Source organism: Candidatus Allofournierella merdipullorum (assembly GCF_048426865.1).
GTDB classification, from domain to species: domain Bacteria; phylum Bacillota; class Clostridia; order Oscillospirales; family Ruminococcaceae; genus Allofournierella_A; species Allofournierella_A merdipullorum.
In genome coordinates this window covers 24,066-45,927 of record NZ_DBFNWJ010000053.1, presented here as the reverse complement: position 1 = coordinate 45,927, position 21,862 = coordinate 24,066, and the positions used below count along the sequence as shown (strand labels likewise).

Here is a 21,862-nt window from a genome sequence, read left to right as displayed (position 1 = left end):
GCTTTTCTTTTGCTCTTTTTCACAACAACGGGCCACCCCCGGTGTCGAAAGCGCCGAAGTTCGGCGCGGGGCCTTGTGGTCTCTTTTTGCATATGCTAAAATTAAGACAAGAATTAGTAAGGTCGCTGAACAAAATAAGCACATCTTCGACTTTTTGAAGAAAGCAGGGATGGCATTGATCACCCAGCAAATCATCCGCAGCGAGAACCTGCGAAGGATCTACCGCCTGATCGACCGCAACGCCAACATCTCCCGCGCGACCCTTGCCGGCATCACCGATCTGAGCAAGACCACTGTTTCCAGCCTGGTGGATGAACTGATCCGCGGCGGATATGTGGTGGACTGCGGCGCCGGCATCAGCTCCCATCAGGGCCGCCGGCCCAACGCCCTGCAGGTGCACGGCGACGGCAATGTGGTGGCAGTCATCAGCTGGCGGCGGGCGCGTCTGGACGCCGCCCTCGTCTCCTCCGACAGCCGCATCCTGTTCCGCACCGAAGCGCCGCTGAGCGCCCCGTCGGAAGGCGTAAAACAAATCAAGCGCGTCTTCTCCCGCAAGCTTCTGCCCGCGGCGGGCGATGCCCGGGTGATGGGCGTGTGCATCATCATTCCCGGCATCGTGGACGAAGAGCGTCAAAGCCTTTTTTCCACCGTCATCGGGGTGGATTTCAACGATCTTGTAGTGCCGCAGCTGCGGGAGGCCCTTGCGGGCTATCCCCTCTGCTTTTTGAACGACACTGCCTGTTTTGCCTATGCCGAGCGGGTGTTCACCCCGGTGCAGGAGCCCTATTTTGCCTATGTGAACGTCTCCGTCGGCGTGGGCGCCTGCCTGTTCGCCGAGGGGCGGATGCTGCGGGGTGCCGGCGCCATGGCCACCCAGTTCGGCCACTTCTCCATCGACCGGGACGGCCCGGCGTGCAGCTGCGGCGGCCGGGGCTGTCTGGAGTGTCTTGTGGGCGAGAACGCCCTGGGCATGCGGGCGGCCCGCCGGGGGGTGCCTGTCCCGGAGGGGGGCCGGCTCCTGTTCAGTGACGTGGCCGCCATGGCCGACGCCGGGAACGAAAACGCCCAGGCGCTCATCGCCGATCTCGGCCGGGATCTTGCCTGCGGCATTTCCAATCTGATCTCGCTGTTCAACCCTTCTCTTGTGGTGGTAGGCGGCACGGGAACCAACCTGGGGCCCGCCTTCCTGGCGGAGATACGCACCTCTCTGCAGGATATGGGATTCGGCGAATTTGTGCGCCGGGTGAAGGTGAAATACTCCCGGCTGGGGCTGGGGGCCGAGTTCACCGGCGCGGCCCAGTATTACATCGACACCCACTACGATTTTTCCGGCAACACACAGCAGCAGCTGTTCCTGCGCTGAAGCAAACACAGACGAAAGGCGGTTATTCCCATGAGCAAACGGATCGTTGCGGTCAATTCCAACTGCTACCACGGCTATTCCATTGAAGACGCGCTGGAAGGCATTGCGGCGGCAGGGTTCCACTATGTGGAGCTGACGGCCACCAAGGGCTGGACGGAACACGTGTTCCCCGACCAAAGCTTTGAGACCCTCTGCGCCGTGAAGGACAAATTGAAAGAGCTGGATCTGGTGCCCTTCTCCATGAGCGGGCACTGCAATCTGATGGACACCGCCCGTCTTCCCGATTTCGTCATGAACATGCGGCTGGCCAATTTCTTCGGCTGCGACTACATCGTTTCCTCCATCGGCGAGGCCCATCTGGCGGACAACGCCAAGGCCGGCAACGAACTGCTGGCCGAGAACATCCGGGGCCTTGTGCCCAAGCTGGAGGAGTACGGCCTGACGCTGGTGCTGGAGCTCCACGGCGAACACGCCACCGGCACCATCATGAAGGAGATCGTGGACCTGGTGGGCAGCGACCGGGTGAAGATCAACTACGACACCGCCAACTGCGTGTTCTACGGCAACGTGGACGCCGCCGAGGACGTGGACACCTGCATGGACGACATCGCTTATCTGCATCTGAAAGACAAGGCCGGCGAGCGCAACGCCTGGGATTTCCCCGCTCTGGGCAAGGGATATGTGGACTTTGAGACCATCTTTGCCAAGCTGAAAGCGGCGAACAACAACGCTCCTTTCAGCGTGGAGATCGAGTTCACCCAGGCCGGCCCCAAGGATCTGGCGGAGATCAACACCGCCGTGAAAGACTCGGCGGATTATCTGAAAGCCCACGGCTTTGTGCTGTGAGCGTTTCATGAAAGGCGAGCACTGAAAGGGGAAATCTGTTTTGGTCAACGTAGCGATCGTGGGCGCAGGCTTCATGGGCAAGACCCATCTGGCGGCCTATCAGGAAATGAACAATGTCACCGTCACCGCCGTGTGCGATCTGGGCGAAGCCGCGGGCAAGGCGCTGGCCGTGGCTGCCGGCTGCCCGTGGTTTGCCGACGGCGAGGAAATGCTGGCCGCCGTGCCGGTGGATGTGGTGGACATCTGCCTGCCCACCTTTTTGCACGAACAGTATGTGCTTTTGGCCGCGCGGAACAAAAAGCACGTCATCTGCGAAAAGCCGGTCACCCTCTCCATGGAATCACTGGAGCGGATGCTGGCCGCTGTTTCCGAGGCAGGCGTGCAGTTTGCCGTGGGGCAGGCGGTGCGTTTCTGGCCGGAATACGTCAAGGCCAAGGAACTGTACGACGCAGGCGAACTGGGCACGGTGAAATACGCCCGGGCCAGCCGCCTGTCGGTGCATCCGCTGTGGAGCGAGTGGTACCGCAAGCCGGAAAACAGCGGCGGCGGCCTGTTCGATCTGCACCTGCACGACGTGGACTATCTGTGCTATCTTTTCGGCAAGGTCAAGCAGGTCTATGCGGTGGGCCAGAAAAACGACGTGGGCTGCTGGAACCATGTGGCCAGCTCTCTCACCTTTGAAAACGGGATCCAGGCCACCGCCGAAGGCATCATCGAGATGCCCAAGGGCTTCCCCTTCACCATGGAGTTGAACGTGGTGGGCGACGCAAAATCGGTGAGCTACCTGATGCGCGCCGGGACCAATCTTGAGGACACCGCGTCCGCTTTGCGGGAGACCTGGCTCTACGGCGGCGATGAACCGGAACAACTGGAGATCGAGCCCTTCGACGCATACCGGCGGGAGCTGGAGGACTTCATCGGCCACATTGAGGCCGGCACCCCCATCACCTCCATCACCCCCGAGGATGTGCGGCATGTGCTGTCGGTCATTCTGGCCATCCGCACCTCGCTGGAGACCGGGCGGACCGTGACCCTATGAACCAAACAAAGGACCGGCGCATCTTTCACGATGCGCCGGTCTCTTTTTCTGTCAGCCGCGTGCCTGCTGCAGAAGCGCTTTGGCCTCGTCCTTGTTCAGCACCCGGCCGCTGGAGAGCACTTTGCCGTCCGCCAGCAGCGCCGGCGTGGTCATCACGCCCAGGGCCGCGATCTGGACAAAGTCGGTCACATGGCCCACTTCCTCCTGCCAGCCCAGTTCCGCCAGCGCGGCGCGCACCGAAGCTTCCAGCTCATTGCACTTGGCACAGCCGCCACCCAGCACAAAGACGCCACGGCTGGTGTCCACGGCGGGGGCACTGCAGCCGCCCGCACAGCCGCAGGCGGTCTTTTCTTCCTTTTTCTTTCCGAACAGTCCCATCGTTTTTTCCTCCTTATATTTAGATAAAGAATACCTGAAGGGCGTTGAACAGATAGCCCACCGCCACGATCCCGGCCACGCACACGCCCACGAACAGCGCCAGCAGCGGCGGACGCACCGCCTTGCGCAGCATGATGAGAGAGGGCAGCGACAGGGTGGTGACCGCCATCATAAAGGCCAGCACCGTGCCCAGCTGGGCACCCTTGGCCAGCAGCGCTTCCGCCACCGGGATGGTGCCGAAGATGTCGGCGTACATGGGCACGCCCACCACCACTGCCAGCAGCACTCCAAAGGGATTGCTGCCGCCCAGCAGCGCCTCCACCCAGCCTGCGGGGATCCAGTTGTGGATGACGGCGCCCACGCCCACACCCGCCAGAATGTAGGGGAACACCTTTTTCAGCGTGCCGGTCATCTGGGCGCGGGCGTAGGTGAGGCGATCCCGCAGGGTGAGATCCGGCAGAGAGACGTCCACGCCTCCCGCCGACAGGATGAAGGGTTCCACATATCGCTCCATGCCCAGCTTTTGAATGAGCACGCCGCCCACCACGGCCACCACCAGCCCCAGCACCACATAGACCACCGCCACCCGCGCGCCGAAGATGCTGGTGAGCAGCACAAGGCTGCCCAGGTCCACCATGGGCGACGAGATGAGGAAGGAGAAGGTCACCCCCACCGGCAGCCCCGCCCCGGTGAAGCCCATGAACAGCGGGATGGAGGAACAGGAGCAGAAGGGCGTGACCGTGCCCAGCAGCGCCGCCGCCACGTTGGCCCACAGGCCCCGGAACCGCCCCAGGATGCGCTTGGAGCGCTCCGGCGGGAAGAAGCTCTGGATGTAGGAAATGCCGAAGATCAGCACGCACAGCAGCACCGTGATCTTGACCGTGTCATAAAGGAAAAATTGAACGCTGGCCCCCAGCCGGCCCGCCGTGTCCACCCCCAGAGCCCGCAGCCCCGCGCCGATGGCCTCGTTCAGCCAGCGCATTCCCAGAAGCTCGTTTTGTATCCATTGCCAAATCGCCATGTACAGCTCTCACTTTCTTGCATCAAGATTTTTTGATGTTTCTTCCGTTAAAAAACGCCACCCGCCGGATGGCGCTTATTTTTTGCAGCAGCACTCCTCCGCTTCGGTGTTCGGGGCGGTGAGCTGTTCCAGCAGGGCCAGCGCCCGCCGCCGCCCGCTCTCGCTGAGGCGGTAATGGGTCCATTTGCCCTCCTGGCGGCTCTCCACAAGGCCGGATTCGCACAATATCTTCATGTGGTAGGAAAGGCCGGACTGGGTCAGCCCCAGGTCCTGGCTTTGCAGCACGCAGGCGCACTTTTCGCCGCTGCGAAGCCGGGCCAGAATGGCAAGGCGCTTTTCGTCACACAAAGCGCGGAACACCGCCGCCTCCTGCCGATAGTCCTCCATGCCGCTCACCTCAAATCAAATTTTATTGATGTGTCGAACAAAGTATACACCCTGCCGGCAATTCTGTCAACAGGGTGTTTGTTCAAAGGGTGGGCCGGGGGCGCAGAAGATGGTCGTAGCGCCGGGCCAACCGCTGCCAGGCGGCCGTCACCGTTTCGGGAACGTCCACATGGGCGATGAAGTCCCGCCCGTTGGGGCCGTAGCCCTGGGCGTCGTCCCGCAGGCGGGGAATCTCGCTGAGCAGAAGGCTCATGTAGTGCTTCGGCTGCCACAGACCCCAGATGCGGTTGGGCGCAAAGTGCAAGCCGCCCTCCCCCGCTTCCAGCCTTGCCCGATAGGCGGCGAAGTGGACGAAACGAGTCGTATCCTTCGGCCACCAGCGGTCCAGGGTGGCGCCGATGCGCCGCTGCATGGTGGAGTCATGGAGCACGATGGCGGTGGCGGGCAGGGCGTCCTGTTCCTGCAAAATGCGCAGGGCAAAGCGCACGTTTTCGCCGCAGTTGGTGGAGGCGTTCTCCACCAGCAGATCCTCATCGGGAATACCGAAAGCGCTTTGCAGGTATTCCTTCATGCACTCCCCTTCCGTGGCGCTGTGGCCGGCGGGCAGAGCGCTCTCGAACCGCTCCAGAAAAGCGGCGGTGGTGTGGCCCACGCCGCCGATGGTCATCACCTTCCGGGCAAGCCCCGCCTGCCACAGCTGCCCCGCCAGACGGCAGCCCTCGGGCAGACTGCCGCCGAACAGCAGCACCATCTCCGCCTGGGGTGCGCCGAGTATCTTCTGCAGCGCGGCGGCGTCCAGACAAGGCACGTCCCGCCGGGCAAGAAACTCCGCCAGGGTGTTGAAATCCAGGGCGTCCTGCACAAGGTGGGTCACTGGTTTTCCTCCTCCCGGTAAACTTTGCGGCTGACCATGCGGTTGACCCCTTCCAGCGCGCCGGAGAACCGCTCGAAGTCCTGCAGCATCACGCCCATGTAGAGGCTGTCCACGATGGCCAGCTGAGAGATGCGGGAGAACATGGTCTCGGTGTAGAAGGCGGTCTCCACGTCGCCGGTGAGCAGGGCGATGTCCGCATGGCGCAAAATTTCCGCGCCTTTGAAGTTGGTGATGGCGATGGTCACCGCGCCCCGGGCGCGGGCCATGGCAAGGGCGTCCACCGTGTCCCGGGTGGCGCCGGAGTGGGAAATTCCAACCGCCACGTCACCCGGCTGCAGGGCGGAGGCGCAGATCTGCTGAAGGTGGCTGTCCGGGTAGGCCCGGCAGGCAAGGCCGATGCGCAGCAGCTTGACCACCATGTCCTGGGCCACGGCGGCAGAGTTGCCCACGCCGTAGACGTCGATGAGCCGGGCCGAGGCCAGCGCCCGCACCGCCTTTTCGTAGCTGCGGGCGTCCAGCATGCGGCGGGTGTCCTCCAAAGCGTTGAGGGCCATGGAGATCATCTTGTCCGGCACAGTGCTCAGCTTATCACCCGGCTGCACATGCACGTCCAGAAGCCGCTGCGGGGCGGCAGGAACTGCCTCCTTCGCCAGCGCCAGCTTCAGGGCGCTGAACCCCTCAAAGCCCGCCGCTTCGGCGAAGCGGGCCACCGTGGGCTCGCTCACTCCTGCCGCCGCCGCCAGCTGGGCCATGGTCATCTCCGGCACTTTGGCCGCGTGGCAGAGCACCCAGTCCGCCACCTTGCGCTCGGAGGCGCGCAGCTGGGCGTAGTTCTTCTTGATTTTGCCGACGGTCTGGTGCATGACGTGGCCTCCCTTTCCTTTGTGGTTCCATTATACCCCGCGGCGGGCCGGGCCGCAAGACTTCTTGTAGTAAAACTACATATTTTAATTGACATTGTAGCGCCGCTGTGCTATGCTGGAACCAGTGAAAGGAGATGCGCGGCCCCGCCCGTTTTTCGGCGAATTCCCACCGCGTATGAACGTGCTATGAAACCTGCAAAAAAAGCTGCCGACATGACCGTGGCCGAGCTGGCCGCCTACATTGACCAGTCCGTTCTGAAGCCGGAATTCACCCAGGATGACATCCGCAAGTACATCCAGGAGGGCATCGACTTCGGCTGCCGCACCGTGTGCATCAACCCCGCCTCCCTGCCCATCGCCATCGAGCTGTGCGAAGGCACCGACACCAAGATCTGCGTGGTGTGCGACTTCCCCTTCGGCCTGTCCACCACCGCTTCCAAGGTGATGCAGGCAGAGGAGTACTGCAAGACCGGCAAGATCTTTGAGCTGGACATCGTTGCCAACTACGGCTGGATCCGCAGCGGCATGTGGGCCGAGGTGGAGGCCGACATCAAGGCCGTGTGCGACGTGTGCCATAAGTACGGCACCGAAGTGAAGGTCATCTTCGAGACCGACGCTCTGACCCTGGACGAGGTGAAGAAAGCCACCGAGACCGCCATCGCCGCGGGCGCGGACTTCGTGAAGACCAGCACCGGCTTCTTCACCGGCGGCAAGAACGAGGGCGCCACCTATGAGGTCATCCAGGCCATGATGGACACCGCCCAGGGCCGCTGCAAGATCAAGGGCTCCGGCTGCATCCGCACCCGCGAGCACTTCCTGAAGCTCATCGACATGGGTATCGACCGCATGGGCATCGGCTACCGCTCCACCCCCGTGGTGCTGAACTGCACCCCCGAGGAAGCCAAGGCCATGCGCGAGGGCAAAGCGTAACCCCATCTTTAAAGCATAAAAAGACCGCCGCATCGGAACATCGATGCGGCGGTCTTTGTTTTGTTTTTCAGCCGCCCACCCGGGCGTCCAGCCCCATGGAGCAGGCCATCTGCCGCCAGGGCTCCACTTCTGCTTTGGTGAGCATGGGGACGTCGCCCAGCGGGTAGGCCCGGTCCAGCGCGGCGTATTTGTTTTTGCCCAGAGTGTGATAGGGCAAAAGGTCCAGCCGCTTTGCGCCGCAGTCCAGCGCCAGGGCAAAGATGCCCTTCATGCCGGCCTCGTCGTGGTTGAAGCCGGGGATCACCGGCACCCGGACCACCACCTCCCGGCCCAGTTCCACCGCGCGCCGCAGGTTGGCGGTCACCCGGGCGAGGTCCGCGCCGGTCACTTCGGCAAGGCGGGCGCTGTCGACGCTCTTCAAGTCGAAGAGAAACAGGTCCAGATAGGGCGCGCAGGTCTCCAGCGCCGCGGGCGTGAACGCGCCGCAGGTCTCGGCGGCGGTGTGCAGGCCGTGCTGTTTGCAGAGAGCGAGAAATTCCGCCAGGGCTTCGGGCTGGGTGAGCGGTTCGCCGCCGGAGACGGTGACGCCGCCGCCGGAGGTCTCGTAATAGTCCGCGTCCCGCAGCACCTCTTCCAGCAGCGATTCGGGGGTGCGCTCGGTTCCCGAAAGCTGCAGCGCTCCGGCGGGGCAGACCGCCGCGCAGGCGCCGCAGGCGATGCACTTTTCCCGGTCCAGCCGGGGCTTTTCCCCCGGCCTGCCGCTTCTGGCCCCTTGCGGGCAGGCGGTCAGGCAGCCGCCGCAAGCGGTGCACTTGTTGGCGAACCACAAAAGCTGCGGCACAGCGCTCTGGGACTCGGGGTTTGCGCACCAGGGGCAGTGGAGGGGGCAGCCTTTTAAAAACACGGTGGTGCGGATGCCCGGCCCGTCTTTGGTGGCGAACCGCTCCACATCCATCACCCGCAGGGTCTTTGTCATGGCGCGCCTCTCATTCATACATGACCCGGCTCATCAGCTCCTGCTGGATGTCCGGCTCCAGATTGACGAACACCGCCGAGAAGCCGCTGACCCGCACGATGAGGTCGGGGTAGCGCTCGGGATGGGCCACCGCGTCCTCCAGAACACCGTGGTCGATGACGGTGACCATCAAATGGCAGCCGCCCCGGGCGAAGTAGGTCTTGAACATGGCCTTGATCTTCTCCCGGTTCTCCCGGAAGAAGGGGGTGGCGAACTTGATGTTCTGCACCGACGCGCCGTGGAGACGGGCGTCGAACTTGGCCAGCGAGTTGAGCATGGCGGTGGGGCCGTGGGTGTTGGCGCCGCCCTGGGGATTGTTGGCGGGGTTCATGTACTGGCCCGCGTGGCGGCCGTCCAGCGAGGCGGCGGTGCGGCGGCCCCACTCGGTGTTCAGCTGGTTGTTGCTGATGACGATGAGGTAGTACTGCATGCCCGCGGCGATGCCCCGGTCACGCACACCGTTTGCCACAAACTGATACAGCCGGTCGGCCATGCCGTCGGCGGTGTCCAGGTCGTTGCCGTACTTGTCGCACTTCCACAGGGCGGTGCGGATGTCCTCCGCGCCGGCGAAGTCGGCGTTGGCCGCGGCCACCAGCTGAGGCAGGGTGTACTTCTTCTGGTCGTACACCAGGTCCTTGATGGCCCACAGCGCGTCGGAAGTGTTGATGTTGCCGTAGGTCTCGTTGGTGCCGCCCAGATAGCGCACGCCGCCGTCCAGCACGGCCTTGCCCCGGGCGATGCAGTCGTCCATCAGCAGGCTGGTGAACAAAAAGCTCACCTGGCGGCGCATGACCTCGTAGGAATGGACCTGGGCGTGGATGGAAAGATCAAGGTAGTGGTCCAGCAGGCGGGTGTACTGGGCCCACAGGTCCTCGAAGCTGTGCAGTTCGCCGGCCGGGGCCAGAGGCACGCCGTCGCTCTTGTCCTTGCCGTCCATGGGGTCGATGCCCTCGTTGAGGGCGATCTCCAGCAGCTTCAGCAGGTTGATGCAGGTGTTGGGGGTGCCGGTGCTCTGGCCGGCGATGACGTACTCGCCGCAGCCAAAAGGCACATACTGCTCGGCGGTCTTTTCGTCCACCCGCATGGCGTAGGACACCGCGGGCACGTTCACGTCGTCGTTGTAGAGGGTGGGATAGGTGGCTCCCCGGCCCAGCGCCTCCATAGCGGAGTCCCAAATTTCCTCCGGCATATCCTTGGTGACGCGCAGGGTGAACTGGGGCTCCACATAGCGCAGCTCGGTAGCCGCCCGCATGGCAAAGCGCAGGAACACGTCCGCCTCCCGGGGGTGTTTGCGGCCGTAGCCGCCCACGATGATGCGCCCGTTGACGGTGGTGCGGCGGTTCTCGATCATCCGCCACAGGCACTTGATGTACTCATAGGCCTCGTCCTCGGTGAGGCGGCCCGCTTCCAGGTCCGCCGCGAGGTAGGGCCCCAGCAGGTCGTCCAGACGGCCGTAGTTGATGACACCCGCCATCAGCGCGTAGAGCCAGAACAGCTGCAGCGCCTCCGGGAAGGTCTTGGGCGCGCCGTGCTGGATGTTCGCCAGCACCGTGGCCATGGCGTTCAGCTGGGCCGCACGGGGGCCGTCGGCGGTTTTGGCCGCCTCCAGCGCCTCACCGCGCAAATGCTCGGCGCAGGTGCAGAACAAGTCCAGCGCCTGCCGGGAGGCGGCGTAGAAGGCGTTCTCGCCGTTGGCCGCCGCGCCCGCGTCGATGCGCGCGCGCAGGCCGTCCACACCGCCGCTGAGCAGGGCCTCGTAGTCCAGCATCATGCCGGACAGCCGCGCCGTGGCGATGAGGGGGGTCTCGCAGTCGATGAAGCGGCCGATCACGTCGTCGATCAGCACTTCGTTGCAGTAGATGGTCTTGCAGTCATGGTCCAGCCAGTACTGGTACAGCGCGTCCAGCTGCTGCTTTTCTGCCTCGGTGGGCAGGCTCTCCCGCATGGCTTTCAGCTTGCCGAACACACAGTAGTGCCCCACGCCGCCCAGAGAGGTGACGCAGCCGAAGCCGATGGGCAGGAAATCCAGCCGGCCCAGGAACAGATCGCCCGGCTCCATCCGGCGCAGCAGCGCGGGATACAGCACCTGCAGGCAGCGGATCTCCCGCTCTTCCTTGCTCAGATCCGCGCAGGCGCGGTGGGTATCGGTGTACCGCTGCATGAGAGCCAGCTGCTCGCAGGGCGACATCTGGGGAGGCAGCTTTTTGCTGACTTCCACATTTTGAATGCCGTCCACATTGAATTTTGCCATGTCTGTCCCCTCTTTTTATCTAAGGATGCTCATTTTTTCTGGTGCTTGCTCTTTTCGGCGTCGCGCCAGTTGTTCTGGTAGCCGCTCATCAGGTCCACAAAGCGCTTGGCAGTCAGGTGCGGGCGGGTGATGGCGCTGCCCACCACCACGCTGTGGGCGCCCAGGTACAGGCACTTGATGGCGTCTTCGGGCGAGTAGATGTGGCCCTCCATCACAAAGTATGCCTGGTCGCCCATATCGCGGCACATGCGGGCAAACTCACGCAGGTCGGGATATTCGATGGAGGCGGTCTCCTTGGTGTAGCCGTACAGGGTGGGGCCCACGATGTCCGCGCCCAGCTCCACGGCGCGCTTGGCCTCGTTGTAGTTGGAGACGTCGGCAAAGATCATCGCCTCGGGGATCTCCTTCTTCACGATGGGCAGCAGTTCCCAGGCGGGACGGCCCTCGTGGGTGATCTGGTCGGTGCAGTCCAGCGCGATGATCTCGGCGCCGGCCTCCCACACCTCGCGGGCGGCCTCCAGAGTGGGGGTGATGAACACGTCGGTGTCGTCGTGCCAAATTTTGTACAGGCCGATCATGGGCAGGTCCACCTTCTCCTTGATAGCGCGGATCTGCTCGGGGGAGTTGGCGCGGATGCCCACGGCGCCGGCCCAACGGGCGCCCTCGGCCATTTTTACCACCATGTCGTCGGTGTAGATGGGATCGTCCCACTGGACCTGGCAGGACACGATGAGGCCGTTTTTGAAGCTTTCGAGGATGGCGCGCTTTTTCGGATCCTGGGTTTTCATGAGTCCTTCCTTTCCCCACCCCACCGGGCGGAAAACCGCCGTTTCGGCCGCGGTGCGCCGTACTATGGGGCGAGCCCCTGCGCTGCCGCGGATGCAAAAAAATGCGAACCGCCGCGCCTTTGTTTCCATAACAATTATAGCGCAAGCGGTTTGCATTTTCAATACTAATTTTTCAAAAATGAACAATTCTCGTCATTTTTGAACGAGTTCAAAGTTCCTCGGAAGCTCCATGGGCTGCTGGGGGCGGGTGCAGTACACCCGGTCAAAAGCAGCCAGGTCCGCGAATCCGTAGAAGCCCCGTTTTTCCAGTTTGGAGTCGTCCAGCAGCAGATAGCGATGCATGGCGTTTTCCATGCCGATGAGTTTGATGTTGGTGCTGGCCATGTCCAGATCGTAGCACTTGCCCTCGGCCAGCGACACGCCGTAGCAGCCGATGAAGGCATGGTCAAAGCGGAAGCTGCGCAGCATCTGCTCGGCCATGGTGCCGGTGAAGATGCTGTGGTGGGGGTCGTAGGAGCCGCCCAGCATCACCAGTTCAGCCTTGGGCATCTTCACCTGGCTCAGCAGCAAAGCGCTGTAGGTGACGATGCGCACCTTGCGCCGCAGCAGCATGGTGCCCAGCGGCGCGATGGAGGTGCCGCAGTCCAGAAAGACGGTGTCGCCGTCCTGCACGTTTTTTGCGGCTTCGGCAGCAACGGCCTGCTTTTCGGCATGGTTGATCTGCATTTTGCTGCGCATGGCAAGCTCGCTCATATCGCCGGGCTCGTCGCCGCCGTTGCTGGTGGCGCCGCCCTGCACGCGGGTGAGCTTGCCCGCACGCTCCAGTTTTTCCAGGTCGCGGCGGATGGTGGCTTCCGAGGTGCCCAGCTCCACCGCTACTTCTTTCAGATTGATGACGCCGCGCTCATGGATCGCCCGCAGGATATACAGGCTGCGTTCCGATGCGATCATACAAAACCCCTCGTTTCTTCCGGCCGCGGGGTGTGCGGCCGATAATCGATCCCCGCCTGACCGCGGGCCTGGTCCAGAAGCGCCATTGCGTCCCGGGACCACTGCTGCCAGGGCGCAGGGTCCAGTTCGCCCCGCACCATGGCTATAAAGTCTTCTATTTCATAATACATGTCCCGCTCGCAAATAGCAAGCTCTATCGTTTTCCACTCCTCGCCCCGCTGTTTCCAGCGTGCCCACCGGGGCGCGCCCACAGGGCCGAACTGGATGGTACCGTTTTCTCCGGCCACCTCACAGGGACAATGGCTCTCATGGAGTTTGCTGTAGGTCAGACAGGCGTTGAAGCCGGGGTAACGGGCGACAAGGTCGCCCATCGCGTCGATGGAACCGGGCAGGAAATCGGCATGGGCGCTGATGCTGCGGGGCACGCCCAGCAGCATGACCAGCATGTGCACGCAGTACACGCCCAGGTCGGTGAGCGCGCCGCCGCCCATGGTCGGGTCAAAGGCGTTCTCCACGATGCCCGCTTTCCACTTGTCGTAGCGGGAGGAATACTGGCAATAGGCGAAGGATGCGGTGCGGATGGGGCCGATCTGCTCCATAACGTTGCGCAGTGCGGACACCACAGGACCGTGGGCGCTGCGCATGGCCTCCAGCAGCACAACGCCGTTGGCCTTTGCTGCTGCTTCCATCTGCGCCAGCTCTCCGGCGTCGATGGCCATGGGCTTTTCGCACAGCACATGCTTGCCGGCCTCCATCATCCGGATGGCCTGTTCGGCATGGCAGATGTTGGGGCTTGCGATGTACACCGCGTCCACCGTATCGTCGGCGGCAAGGCTCTCCAGCGTGTGGTGGGCGTGAGGCACGCCCCACTCCCGGGCCAGCTTTTGCGCCCGCTCCTCCGTGCGGGAATACACGGCTGTGATCTCGCAGTCGGGACAGAGCGCGGCGGCCTCGCGGAACCAGTCCACGATGAAATTGCTGCCAATGATGCCGAATCGCACCTTCAACTGATATTCCTCCCTTGGCGCAGAAGGCCTCCACAACAGTCTGTGGAGGCCCCTGTATGATCTGGTTTTCGCGCTCAGGCGCCCAGCAGCGCAGCGCCGATGATGCCGGCGTCGTTGCCCAGGGTCGCCTTGAGGATGGCAGGCGGATCCATCAGGTCGGAGGCGTAGACCGTCTCGCTCACCCGGCGGCGCACCGGCCCCAGAAGGTATTCGCCTTCGTTGCTCAGGCCGCCGCCCAGAATGACGACGGTGGGCCGGAAAGCGGTCACCAGGCTGCCGATGCCCGCGGCCAGGTATTCCACATAGTTGTGGACCACCTGCAGGGCCGCTTCGTCGCCCTGCTTGGCAGCGTCGAAGGCGGTGCGGCCGTTGACACGGCTCATGTTGCCGCCGCAGATCTCGCACATCAGGCTGGTGGGGCAGGCGGCCATCATCTCGATGGTCTCGCGGATGAGGGCCGTCACCGAGGCATAGGCCTCCAGGCAGCCGCGCCGGCCGCAGGTGCACTGCACGCCGTTGAAGACAAGGGTGGTGTGGCCGGGCTCGCAGCCATAGCCGTTGCCGCCCAGATAGATCTTCTTGTTCATCACGAAACTGCCGCCCACGCCGGTGCCGAGGGTCAGCATCAACACGTTATCGTAGTCCTTCGCGGCGCCCGCGATGGACTCCGCCAGAGCGGCACAGTCGGCGTCGTTGGCAATGCGCACGGGAATGTCCCAGTGCTTGCGGAACTCGCCCGCAAGGTCGGCCTTTTTCCAGCCGAGGTTGTTGGCAAACACGATGCGCTGGGTGCCCGGCTCGATGGTGCTGGGCGCGCCGATGCCCACGTATTCGATGTCCTTTTCAGTCAGGCCGGCTTTCTCCACCACCGCGCGGGCGGCGGCCACGATGTCGCGCACCACCGTCTCAAAGGGGCGGGTGCCCTTGGTGGGCACACTGTGGCGGGCCACGAACTGATAGTTTTCATCAATGACGCCGGTGGCGATGTTGGTGCCGCCGAGGTCGATGCCGAGGTAATACTTCATGGATGTTCCTGCCTCTCGTAAGAATGGGATGGTGGAGCGGTTTTATACGCCCGCGTTCTTCAGCACGCCGTCCACGAACTCCTTGGCGCGGGGGATGCCACCCTCGTCCAGGTGCTCGATGATCAGCGGCATGTTGGGATGATGCTTGGCCAGCAGCCGCACATACAGGTCGTAGTTCAGGGAGCCCAGACCCGCGGCGGGCAGCTCCACGTCGCCGGAACCACGGAAGGAATGGGACTCGTCGGCGTCGATGTCGGCGTGCTTCTCGGACACGTCCTCCGCCAGTTTGCAGTCCTTGGCGTGGGCGATGCGCATATAGGGGGCCAGCCGGTCGAAGATCTTCTCAAGCTCGGCGTCCATGTTGCCGATGTTGGCGCCGGTGAAGTAGTTGGTGGGGTCGCAGATCAGCGCCAGGTTGGGGCTGTTCACGTCGGCCATCAGGCGCTCCACCTGCTCCACGCTGCCGATCACGTTGTTGATGTAGTTCTCCACGATGAAGGTCACGCCGTTTTCCTCAGCGCAGGCCACCAGCTCTTTGATGATGGCCAGGGCCTCCTGGTAGGCCTCCTCGGAAGCGTTCTTGTCGTCCCACACCCAGTCGCTCTCGGGGTTGTAGGTGCCGGTCTCGCTGGCCACATAGCCGCAGCCCAGCTTGCGGGCAAAGCGGATCATGTCCTTGAAATAGGCGATGTTGGCGGCCCGCTTCTCCGGGTCGGGATGAACGAAGTTGGTGTAGGCAGACAGAGCCACAACAGGCAGGTTGGCGTCACGGAATTTGCCCCGGATCTCCTCCGCCTTTTCGTCGGTCAGCTCACCCTTGGTGGCGTCGCAGTCCTTAAAGGAGACGTCCAGCTGCACGCAGGAGAAGCCCTGCTCTTTGATGCGGCGGATGGTCTCGTCGATGGTGCAGGGATAATAGCCGGTGAAAATACCAACAGGGATCATGTCAGTTTCCTCCTTTTACGCGTTCAGCACTTCGTCCAGAGTGACGGTGCGCTTTTCGGCAATGGACTTGTAGCAGGTCTCCACGCAGGCGATGGTGTTCAGGTTGTCGCGCACGGAGATCTCCGGCTCAGCGCCGGCCTCGATGGCGCACAGCAGGCTGGACATGGTGCCACGGAAGGCGTCGGGGAACCAGACGGTGTCCCAGGTGGGGCGCAGCCACTCGCCGGGGAACTCCTTGCAGGCCATCTCAAAGGTGCTGGGGCAGTGCTCGGGGTACTTGGGCCAGCCCACAGTGCCCTGAGCGAAGCCGTCGGTGCCCTCCACACGCCACTTGATGTAGGTATCCTTGGCGCAGGGGTCGTTGGGCCAGGCCCACACGTCGTCCAGGCTGGTGGCCATCAGGCCGTTCTTGTAATGATAGGTGTACTGGGTGATGCCGTCGGTGTGCTCGAACTGGGTGCGCGGGTCGGTACGGCACACGCAGGTGATGCTCTCGGGGTCACCGAACAGGTAGCGGAAGATGTCCACATGGTGGATGCCCATGCCGAAGATCTCCAACTTGTCGTACTCCTGCAGGAAGGTCTGCCAGTGAGGAATGGCGCGCATCTCGATGGTGGCGATGACCGCGTCGCCCAGCAGGCCCTTGTTCAGAACGTACTTCAGCGCGCGCATGGACTGGTCATAACGCATGTTGGAGTTCACAGCCACGGTCACGCCGGCCTCGCGGCACAGGCGCTCGGTCTCGCGGGCGTCCTCCAGGGACATGGCCAGAGGCTTCTGGCACAGGATGCCCTTGATGTTGGGATGCTTGACCGCCTCGCGCACCACGTCCAGCTGCTTATCGGGCGGGATGGCGATGTCCACAATCTCCACCTCGGGGTCCGCCAGCAGTTCCATCCAGCTGTCGTACACCTTGGGGATATCATACTGCTTGGCTACCGCCTCGCTCTCCTCTCGGGAGAGGGAGGTGATGGCATAGGGAGAGAAGCCCATGTCGCGATAGGCCGCCAGCTGGCAGTCACGCATAATAAAGCCGGCTCCCACGCAGCCGATCCTCCAATCCTTGCGCTTGGGCACGGGAGGCAGGGTTGCCGCTACGATCTCGTTGAGCAAAGTCTCTTTATCCATCGTGTGCGATCTCCTTTTTTGAAAAGATTTTATACTTTAAAAATACTCCAAATTTTTTCAAAAATCAACATTTACGAAAATTTTTGAGCATTATCAGTGAAACGCACAACATTTTTTGCTCTTTTGCACAAAAAAGGCCGGGACCGCGCGATGCTGCCGCATAGGGGGTCCCGGCGCTTTGATGCCTTACTGGCGCACCGGTTTGGCCCGGTTGTAGGCCGTCAGAAGGATGATGAGCACAACGCCCATGATGAGGTTCTTCATGCTGTCGGAAACCTGGAGCACCGCCAGGCCGTTGGACAGGATGATGAGCAGCAGGGCGCCGGCAGCGGTGCCCACATAGCTGCCCTTGCCGCCGCTGAGCAGGGTGCCGCCGATGACAACGGCCACGATGGAGTCCATGGTCATGCTGTCATAGGTGCCGCACTTGATGAAGCCGGAGTTGCCCGCGCCGATGAAGCCGGCCAGGCCACCCAGCATGCCCGCGATGGTGTAGTTGAGCATCTTGACCTTGGTGGTCTTGATGCCGGTGAGGAAGGCTGCCCGGTTGTTGTTGCCGGTGAGGGTGAGCTGCTGGCCGTACCGCGTGCGGGACAGCAGGAAGAATACCACCACCAGGAAGGCCACCGCGAAGAAGACGATGGTGGGGAAGAAACCGAACAGGCGGGTGGTGATGAGTTTGCGGAACCAGTCGGGCACGCTGGTGTACTCAGGGGTGCCGCCGGTGAACACGTACTGCAGACGGGTGACGATGTTGGAGATGTACAGGGTGACGACCATGGGAGGCAGGCCGGCGCGAACGGCGCCAATGCCGTTGCACAGGCCGATCACCGCGCCCACCACCAGGCAGGCAGCCATGGCGGCGAACATCAGGCCGATGCTGTCCTTGCCCTGCATCACAGCCACGGTGATGAGGGCGGTCATGGACATAGTGGCGCCCACGGACATATCAATACCGTCGCTGATGATGACCAGGGTCTGGCCGGCGGCGGCGATGAGCAGCATGGAGGTCAGGGACAGGATGCTGCCGAAGGCCACGGGGTTCAGGCTCTTGGGGTTGAGGATGATGGTGGCCAGGAACAGGACGGCGCTGATGATCAGCGCCATGCCGATCTGGTTGTTTTTGGTGAAGGTCTTGATTTTGGAGGCAGTGTTACTTTTCATCGCTCATTCCTCCTTTGATCTGCTTCTTGATGCCCTTGAGCAGGGTCTCACGCTGAGCCTTGACCGCAAAGATGGTGCAGATCAGACCGATGAGGATGATGCTGTCGGACACGAGGTTGTGCCAATAGGTGTTGTACTGGCCGGGGATCATGGAGAAGATTTTGGGAACGGAGGTCTGGACCAGCAGCTGGAAGCCGACGCCGAACAGAGCGCAGGCCATGGTGCCCCAGCCGCCCGCCAGAGAAATGCCGCCCAGAATGCAGGCGCTGATGGTCTGCAGGCCGTAGGCCTCGCCGGTGATGGGGTTGCCGGTGGAGTAGGCCGCGGTGTAGCACAGGCCGGCGATGCCGGTGAGCAGACCCGCGATGGCGTATACCTTCACCTTGGTGGCGGCACTGTTGATGCCGGTGGCGAAGGCGTTGCGCTCGTTGCCGCCGATGGCGTAGACATGGTGCAGCAGCGGCGTGCGCTTGAGGTACATCCAGCCCAGATAGCACAGGAAGATGATGATGACACTGGTGGGAACAACGCCGCCCCACAGATGGTCGTAGAAGCGGTTGATCTCGGTGGGAACGCTGCCGCCCGGAGCGGGACGGATCAGCAGGTTGATGCCCTTGACGATGTAGATCATGGCGTAGCCGGCCAGCAGGGGCGGGATACGCAGGTAGGAGACCACCAGGCCGTTGATGGTGGCGAGCACCACGCTGGCGCAAACGGTGAGCACCCACGCCAGAGCCACAGGCATGCCGGTCCACTCAGGCAGCATGACCGCCAGCACGTTGGCAAAGCTCAGCTGGATACCAATGGAGATGTCGATGATGCCCATCAGCATCAGCAGGGCCTGGGCCATGGTGATGAGGATCAGGGGCGTGTAGTTCTTGAACAGGGCCGCGAAGTTGTTGTAGGTCTTCACGGTGAAGAAGGTGCCGGGGTCCTGGATGTACTGCACCAGGAAGTAGACCACCAGCGCCGCGACCATCAGGACCAGACCCGAATAAGAGGGAGAGGTCTTGAGCTTATTGAATCTCTCTTTCATCTTCGTCAGGCCTCCCCTTTCGCGGTGTTTTCGCTCAGGCCCAGCATCGCCGCCACCAGTTTCTCTTCGGTGCGGTCGGCGCCGACCAGCTGAGCGCTGATCTTGCCTTCATAGAAGACATAGATGCGGTCGGAGATCTCCAGCAGCTCTTCGTTGTCGCTGGAGACATAGATCACGCTCATGCCGTCTTCCAGGCACTTTTTCAGAATCTCGTGGATCTCGTGACGGGAGTGGATGTCCACGCCCTTGGTGGGGTCGTCCAGCAGGAGCAGCGCGGGCGACAGGGCGATCCAGCGGCCCACCACCAGCTTCTGCTGGTTGCCGCCGGACAGCGAACTGGCCGGATGAGCTTTGCTGCCGGCCACGATGCCGTAGTCGTCCATGGCCTTCTGAGCGAAGTCGTTCACGGTCTTGGGCATCAGCGGGGCGAACAGCTTGCCCTTGGCAGCGCTGCCGGCGAAGATATTCTCCGCCACGCTGCGGATGGGGAAGATGGACTCGCGGGCGCGGTCGCCGCTGATGAAGCCCATGTCATCGGCGATGGCGTCGGCGGGGCTGTGGTAGTGGACCTCGCGGCCCTTGTAGACGATGGTGCCGCTGGAGGGTTTCTGGTCCGCCAGCAGGGCGCGGATGAAGTCCGCCTGGCCCTGGCCGTCCAGACCGCCGATGCCCACAACTTCGCCGCGGTAGGCGCGGAAGTCCACACTGTCCAGCTTGGGAGGCAGCGACAGGCCCTTGACGTCCAGCAGGAGGTCTTCTTCCTTGTTGGTGTGCTCCAGGTGCTGGCCGGCGCCGGCGGAGTGGTCCGGCTTTTTGCCGGTCATATGGAACACGATCTCGTCCAGATCCATGTCCTTGATATTGCCGCTGGCAACCGTCTCGCCGCCCTTGAGGATGGTGCAGCGGTCGCACACGCGGAAGATCTCGCTCATACGGTGGGTCACGATGATGATGGCCACGCCCTGGGCTTTCAGCTCCTGCAGGACCTCAAACACCGTGTCCACTTCGTCGGAGTGGAGGGACGCCGTCGCCTCGTCCAGGATCAGGATCTTCGGCTTGAGGGCCAGGGCCTTGGCGATCTCCACCATGCTCTGGGTGCTGGGCATCAAAAACTGCACCAGCGCGTCGGGCTCCACGTCGATCTTGAGTTTTTTCAGGTAGAACTCCGCCGTTTCCAGCGCCTTTTTGCGGTCCACCATGCCAACTTTGCCGCTGGGCTCCGCGCCCAGGGCGATGTTGTCCACCACGCTCATCTGAGGCACAAGCGACAGATCCTGATAGGCCACAGCAACACCGTTGCGGCGCGCGTCGGCGCCGGAGCGGATCTGCACGGTCTTGCCGTCGATCTTGATGGTGCCCGCCGTGGGGTTCACAAGGCCGCTGAGGACTTTGACCATGGTGGATTTGCCGCTGCCGTTGGAACCGAGCAGCGCCATGATCTCGCCCGCTTTGACTTCCAGCGACGCGTTGTTCAGCGCTTTGACGGCGTCGAAATTCTTACTGATCCCGGTCATCTTCAGCAAGGAGTATCCCTCCAATTCTGCAAATTTGAGTGATGCCGCGGCGCAGCCGGCGGCAGGTCGTTTGAATGACTTTTTAAGGAGAATTCATGAAACATACATTAAGTACGGTTTTCGCCGGCGGACCTGGTGGTCCGCCGGCGAACCCGTCGCTTTCGCGTTGCACTTGGCTGTGCAGCCGCGGCTTTTTACTTGAAGTAAGCGGCCTTGGCTTCCTCGACGGTCATGTAGGAGGACACAGAGGTGGAATCGGGCAGATCAGCCACGGAATCCAGCATCTCCTGCATGTTGTCGTAGGTCATGATCCACTGGGGATCATAGTAGATGGCGTTCTCGCCGGTCATCTTGGCGGGATCCAGCTCGTTGCCCTGACGGATGTTCAGAGCGATGGCCAGAGCGGTAGCACCGATTCCCGGAGGGTTCTCAACAACGATGAACGGGCAAACCAGCTCATCCTTGTTGATGTCGGCGATACGGCGGATCCAGGCGATCTCCTCGGAAGAGGTGATGCAGCCGGGGTAATCAGCGCCGGCTTCCTCGATGGCGTCCATGATGCCGTTGGCGGCCTCTTCGTTGATGATGCCGTCAAACTCCAGGCCGGAGGCCAGGATCTCGCTCATCAGCTGCTTGGACTCAACGTCGCTCCAGTTGTGAGCCACGCTCTTGACGATCTCGACGCCAGCGGCCTCCAGATCGGTGGTCCAGCGAGCGTTGCGGATCTCGGTGGCAGAGTTGCCCTCGATGCCCTTGAACTGGATGACCTTGCCGCCCTCGCCCAGGGTCTCGATGACGAAATCAGAGGCGTTCTTGGCCCAGGCGTCCTGGTTCACGACAACGTTCAGGATCTTGTCGGAGTCGTAGACGCAGTCGGCGTTCACGTAGGTGATGCCGGCTTCAACAGCCTTGTCGATGACCGCATCCAGGCCGGAGGCCGCGATGGGGTTCACGATGATGATGTCGTAGCCTTCGTTGATGGTCTGCTCGATCTGCTGGGTCTCCAGAGCAGGGTCATTGTTGGCCACGAAGCTGTTGTACTCGCTGATCAGGCCATCGGCCTTGGCCAGCTCAACAGCCTCAGACATCTGGTCCTCATACACGGCACGATAGGCGTTGCCCTCGATGACCGCGTTGTGAGAGGCCACTTTGAAACCGCCAGTGGTTTCCCCGGCGGGCTCAGAGGCGGGAGTGGAAGTGCTGGTCCCGCCGCTGCTGGGAGTGGAAGGGGAAGTACCACCGCCGCCGCAAGCGACGAACAGGGTGCTCACCAAAGCCACAGCCAAAAGAACGCTGAGAACTTTTTTCATGGGTTTTCCTCCTTAAAAAATTTATAA

Annotated in this window: 21 protein-coding genes; 4 read left to right on the top strand and 17 right to left on the bottom strand. The window is 62.5% G+C overall.

Translation table 11 applies throughout. The features are described 5' to 3' along the window. Window positions 1–175: 175 nt before the first annotated feature. Genes ACMNAY_RS09985 through ACMNAY_RS09975 form a run of 3 tightly spaced genes read left to right on the top strand, consistent with a single transcriptional unit; the run spans window position 176 to window position 3,248 of the window. Window positions 176–1,363: an ROK family transcriptional regulator gene (locus tag ACMNAY_RS09985; protein ID WP_418719267.1), complete on the top strand. Its 1,188-nt coding sequence runs from the start codon at window positions 176–178 to the stop codon at window positions 1,361–1,363. A 30-nt stretch (window positions 1,364–1,393) separates the two neighbouring features. Beyond that, window positions 1,394–2,209 (top strand): sugar phosphate isomerase/epimerase family protein, encoded by an 816-nt coding sequence (locus tag ACMNAY_RS09980; RefSeq protein WP_418719266.1) that lies wholly within the window; start codon window positions 1,394–1,396, stop codon window positions 2,207–2,209. 40 nt (window positions 2,210–2,249) lie between these two features. After that, window positions 2,250–3,248 carry a Gfo/Idh/MocA family protein gene (locus ACMNAY_RS09975; RefSeq protein ID WP_418719265.1) on the top strand — a complete coding sequence of 333 codons (999 nt, stop codon included), beginning with the start codon at window positions 2,250–2,252 and terminating at the stop codon, window positions 3,246–3,248. A gap of 51 nt (window positions 3,249–3,299) precedes the next feature. Here the strand turns inward: ACMNAY_RS09975 and ACMNAY_RS09970 are convergent, their stop codons facing one another. The 5 genes from ACMNAY_RS09970 to ACMNAY_RS09950 all read right to left on the bottom strand — a co-directional run bounded on the left by ACMNAY_RS09970 (window position 3,300) and on the right by ACMNAY_RS09950 (window position 6,771). Continuing rightward, complete coding sequence (locus ACMNAY_RS09970) at window positions 3,300–3,626, bottom strand: thioredoxin family protein (protein ID WP_394976293.1); 327 nt, start codon at window positions 3,624–3,626, stop codon at window positions 3,300–3,302. Window positions 3,627–3,645: 19 nt separating this feature from the next. Continuing rightward, complete coding sequence (locus tag ACMNAY_RS09965; protein ID WP_418719264.1) at window positions 3,646–4,647, bottom strand: permease; 1,002 nt, start codon at window positions 4,645–4,647, stop codon at window positions 3,646–3,648. A gap of 75 nt (window positions 4,648–4,722) precedes the next feature. Continuing rightward, complete coding sequence (locus ACMNAY_RS09960) at window positions 4,723–5,034, bottom strand: ArsR/SmtB family transcription factor (protein ID WP_418719263.1); 312 nt, start codon at window positions 5,032–5,034, stop codon at window positions 4,723–4,725. An 82-nt stretch (window positions 5,035–5,116) separates the two neighbouring features. Beyond that, a complete protein-coding gene (locus tag ACMNAY_RS09955) occupies window positions 5,117–5,908 on the bottom strand; it encodes a YdcF family protein (protein WP_418719262.1) in 792 nt (263 codons plus the stop codon). Continuing rightward, window positions 5,905–6,771, bottom strand: a complete 867-nt coding sequence (locus tag ACMNAY_RS09950) for a MurR/RpiR family transcriptional regulator (protein WP_394976297.1) — start codon at window positions 6,769–6,771, stop codon at window positions 5,905–5,907. Before ACMNAY_RS09950 ends, ACMNAY_RS09955 begins: the two co-directional genes overlap by 4 nt. A gap of 186 nt (window positions 6,772–6,957) precedes the next feature. Here ACMNAY_RS09950 and deoC point away from each other — a divergent pair, with 186 nt between their 5' ends. After that, window positions 6,958–7,701 (top strand): deoxyribose-phosphate aldolase, encoded by a 744-nt coding sequence (gene deoC, locus ACMNAY_RS09945; RefSeq protein ID WP_394966545.1) that lies wholly within the window; start codon window positions 6,958–6,960, stop codon window positions 7,699–7,701. Between the two features lie 67 nt (window positions 7,702–7,768). Here the strand turns inward: deoC and ACMNAY_RS09940 are convergent, their stop codons facing one another. The 12 genes from ACMNAY_RS09940 to ACMNAY_RS09885 all read right to left on the bottom strand — a co-directional run bounded on the left by ACMNAY_RS09940 (window position 7,769) and on the right by ACMNAY_RS09885 (window position 21,835). Beyond that, window positions 7,769–8,677, bottom strand: a complete 909-nt coding sequence (locus ACMNAY_RS09940; protein ID WP_418719261.1) for a glycyl-radical enzyme activating protein — start codon at window positions 8,675–8,677, stop codon at window positions 7,769–7,771. A 10-nt stretch (window positions 8,678–8,687) separates the two neighbouring features. Continuing rightward, the gene (locus tag ACMNAY_RS09935) at window positions 8,688–10,967 is read right to left on the bottom strand and encodes a pyruvate formate lyase family protein (protein WP_418719260.1); all 2,280 of its coding nucleotides are present in this window, start codon (window positions 10,965–10,967) and stop codon (window positions 8,688–8,690) included. 29 nt (window positions 10,968–10,996) lie between these two features. Then, window positions 10,997–11,755, bottom strand: a complete 759-nt coding sequence (locus ACMNAY_RS09930; RefSeq protein ID WP_394976301.1) for an N-acetylmannosamine-6-phosphate 2-epimerase — start codon at window positions 11,753–11,755, stop codon at window positions 10,997–10,999. Between the two features lie 192 nt (window positions 11,756–11,947). Further along, complete coding sequence (locus tag ACMNAY_RS09925; protein ID WP_418719259.1) at window positions 11,948–12,706, bottom strand: DeoR/GlpR family DNA-binding transcription regulator; 759 nt, start codon at window positions 12,704–12,706, stop codon at window positions 11,948–11,950. Continuing rightward, window positions 12,703–13,707, bottom strand: a complete 1,005-nt coding sequence (locus ACMNAY_RS09920) for a Gfo/Idh/MocA family protein (RefSeq protein WP_418719293.1) — start codon at window positions 13,705–13,707, stop codon at window positions 12,703–12,705. The genes ACMNAY_RS09925 and ACMNAY_RS09920 overlap by 4 nt, the downstream gene beginning before the upstream one ends. 80 nt (window positions 13,708–13,787) lie before the next feature. After that, window positions 13,788–14,738: an ROK family protein gene (locus ACMNAY_RS09915; RefSeq protein ID WP_418719258.1), complete on the bottom strand. Its 951-nt coding sequence runs from the start codon at window positions 14,736–14,738 to the stop codon at window positions 13,788–13,790. Between the two features lie 42 nt (window positions 14,739–14,780). Next, window positions 14,781–15,683, bottom strand: a complete 903-nt coding sequence (locus ACMNAY_RS09910) for a sugar phosphate isomerase/epimerase family protein (protein WP_418719257.1) — start codon at window positions 15,681–15,683, stop codon at window positions 14,781–14,783. Window positions 15,684–15,698: 15 nt separating this feature from the next. Then, window positions 15,699–16,811 (bottom strand): Gfo/Idh/MocA family protein, encoded by a 1,113-nt coding sequence (locus ACMNAY_RS09905; protein WP_418719256.1) that lies wholly within the window; start codon window positions 16,809–16,811, stop codon window positions 15,699–15,701. A gap of 186 nt (window positions 16,812–16,997) precedes the next feature. Next, on the bottom strand, window positions 16,998–17,975 hold the full coding sequence (locus ACMNAY_RS09900) for an ABC transporter permease (protein ID WP_394976304.1): 978 nt from the start codon (window positions 17,973–17,975) through the stop codon (window positions 16,998–17,000). After that, window positions 17,965–19,011: an ABC transporter permease gene (locus ACMNAY_RS09895; RefSeq protein ID WP_394976305.1), complete on the bottom strand. Its 1,047-nt coding sequence runs from the start codon at window positions 19,009–19,011 to the stop codon at window positions 17,965–17,967. Before ACMNAY_RS09895 ends, ACMNAY_RS09900 begins: the two co-directional genes overlap by 11 nt. A 5-nt stretch (window positions 19,012–19,016) precedes the next feature. Beyond that, on the bottom strand, window positions 19,017–20,525 hold the full coding sequence (locus ACMNAY_RS09890) for a sugar ABC transporter ATP-binding protein (RefSeq protein ID WP_418719292.1): 1,509 nt from the start codon (window positions 20,523–20,525) through the stop codon (window positions 19,017–19,019). 194 nt (window positions 20,526–20,719) lie between these two features. Continuing rightward, a complete protein-coding gene (locus ACMNAY_RS09885) occupies window positions 20,720–21,835 on the bottom strand; it encodes a substrate-binding domain-containing protein (protein ID WP_418719255.1) in 1,116 nt (371 codons plus the stop codon). Between the last annotated feature and the right edge of the window lie 27 nt (window positions 21,836–21,862).

Bases quoted from the DNA above. Each gene is read 5' to 3' on its own strand.
- ACMNAY_RS09940 (WP_418719261.1), bottom strand. From the start codon at position 8,677: ATGACAAAGACCCTGCGGGTGATGGATGTGGAGCGGTTCGCCACCAAA.
- ACMNAY_RS09915 (WP_418719258.1), bottom strand. From the start codon at position 14,738: ATGAAGTATTACCTCGGCATCGACCTCGGCGGCACCAACATCGCCACC.
- ACMNAY_RS09965 (WP_418719264.1), bottom strand. From the start codon at position 4,647: ATGGCGATTTGGCAATGGATACAAAACGAGCTTCTGGGAATGCGCTGG.
- ACMNAY_RS09925 (WP_418719259.1), bottom strand. From the start codon at position 12,706: ATGATCGCATCGGAACGCAGCCTGTATATCCTGCGGGCGATCCATGAG.
- ACMNAY_RS09930 (WP_394976301.1), bottom strand. From the start codon at position 11,755: ATGAAAACCCAGGATCCGAAAAAGCGCGCCATCCTCGAAAGCTTCAAA.
- ACMNAY_RS09935 (WP_418719260.1), bottom strand. From the start codon at position 10,967: ATGGCAAAATTCAATGTGGACGGCATTCAAAATGTGGAAGTCAGCAAA.
- ACMNAY_RS09910 (WP_418719257.1), bottom strand. From the start codon at position 15,683: ATGATCCCTGTTGGTATTTTCACCGGCTATTATCCCTGCACCATCGAC.
- ACMNAY_RS09905 (WP_418719256.1), bottom strand. From the start codon at position 16,811: ATGGATAAAGAGACTTTGCTCAACGAGATCGTAGCGGCAACCCTGCCT.
- ACMNAY_RS09890 (WP_418719292.1), bottom strand. From the start codon at position 20,525: ATGACCGGGATCAGTAAGAATTTCGACGCCGTCAAAGCGCTGAACAAC.
- ACMNAY_RS09895 (WP_394976305.1), bottom strand. From the start codon at position 19,011: ATGAAAGAGAGATTCAATAAGCTCAAGACCTCTCCCTCTTATTCGGGT.
- ACMNAY_RS09980 (WP_418719266.1), top strand. From the start codon at position 1,394: ATGAGCAAACGGATCGTTGCGGTCAATTCCAACTGCTACCACGGCTAT.
- ACMNAY_RS09900 (WP_394976304.1), bottom strand. From the start codon at position 17,975: ATGAAAAGTAACACTGCCTCCAAAATCAAGACCTTCACCAAAAACAAC.
- ACMNAY_RS09960 (WP_418719263.1), bottom strand. From the start codon at position 5,034: ATGGAGGACTATCGGCAGGAGGCGGCGGTGTTCCGCGCTTTGTGTGAC.
- deoC (WP_394966545.1), top strand. From the start codon at position 6,958: ATGAAACCTGCAAAAAAAGCTGCCGACATGACCGTGGCCGAGCTGGCC.
- ACMNAY_RS09950 (WP_394976297.1), bottom strand. From the start codon at position 6,771: ATGCACCAGACCGTCGGCAAAATCAAGAAGAACTACGCCCAGCTGCGC.
- ACMNAY_RS09885 (WP_418719255.1), bottom strand. From the start codon at position 21,835: ATGAAAAAAGTTCTCAGCGTTCTTTTGGCTGTGGCTTTGGTGAGCACC.
- ACMNAY_RS09970 (WP_394976293.1), bottom strand. From the start codon at position 3,626: ATGGGACTGTTCGGAAAGAAAAAGGAAGAAAAGACCGCCTGCGGCTGT.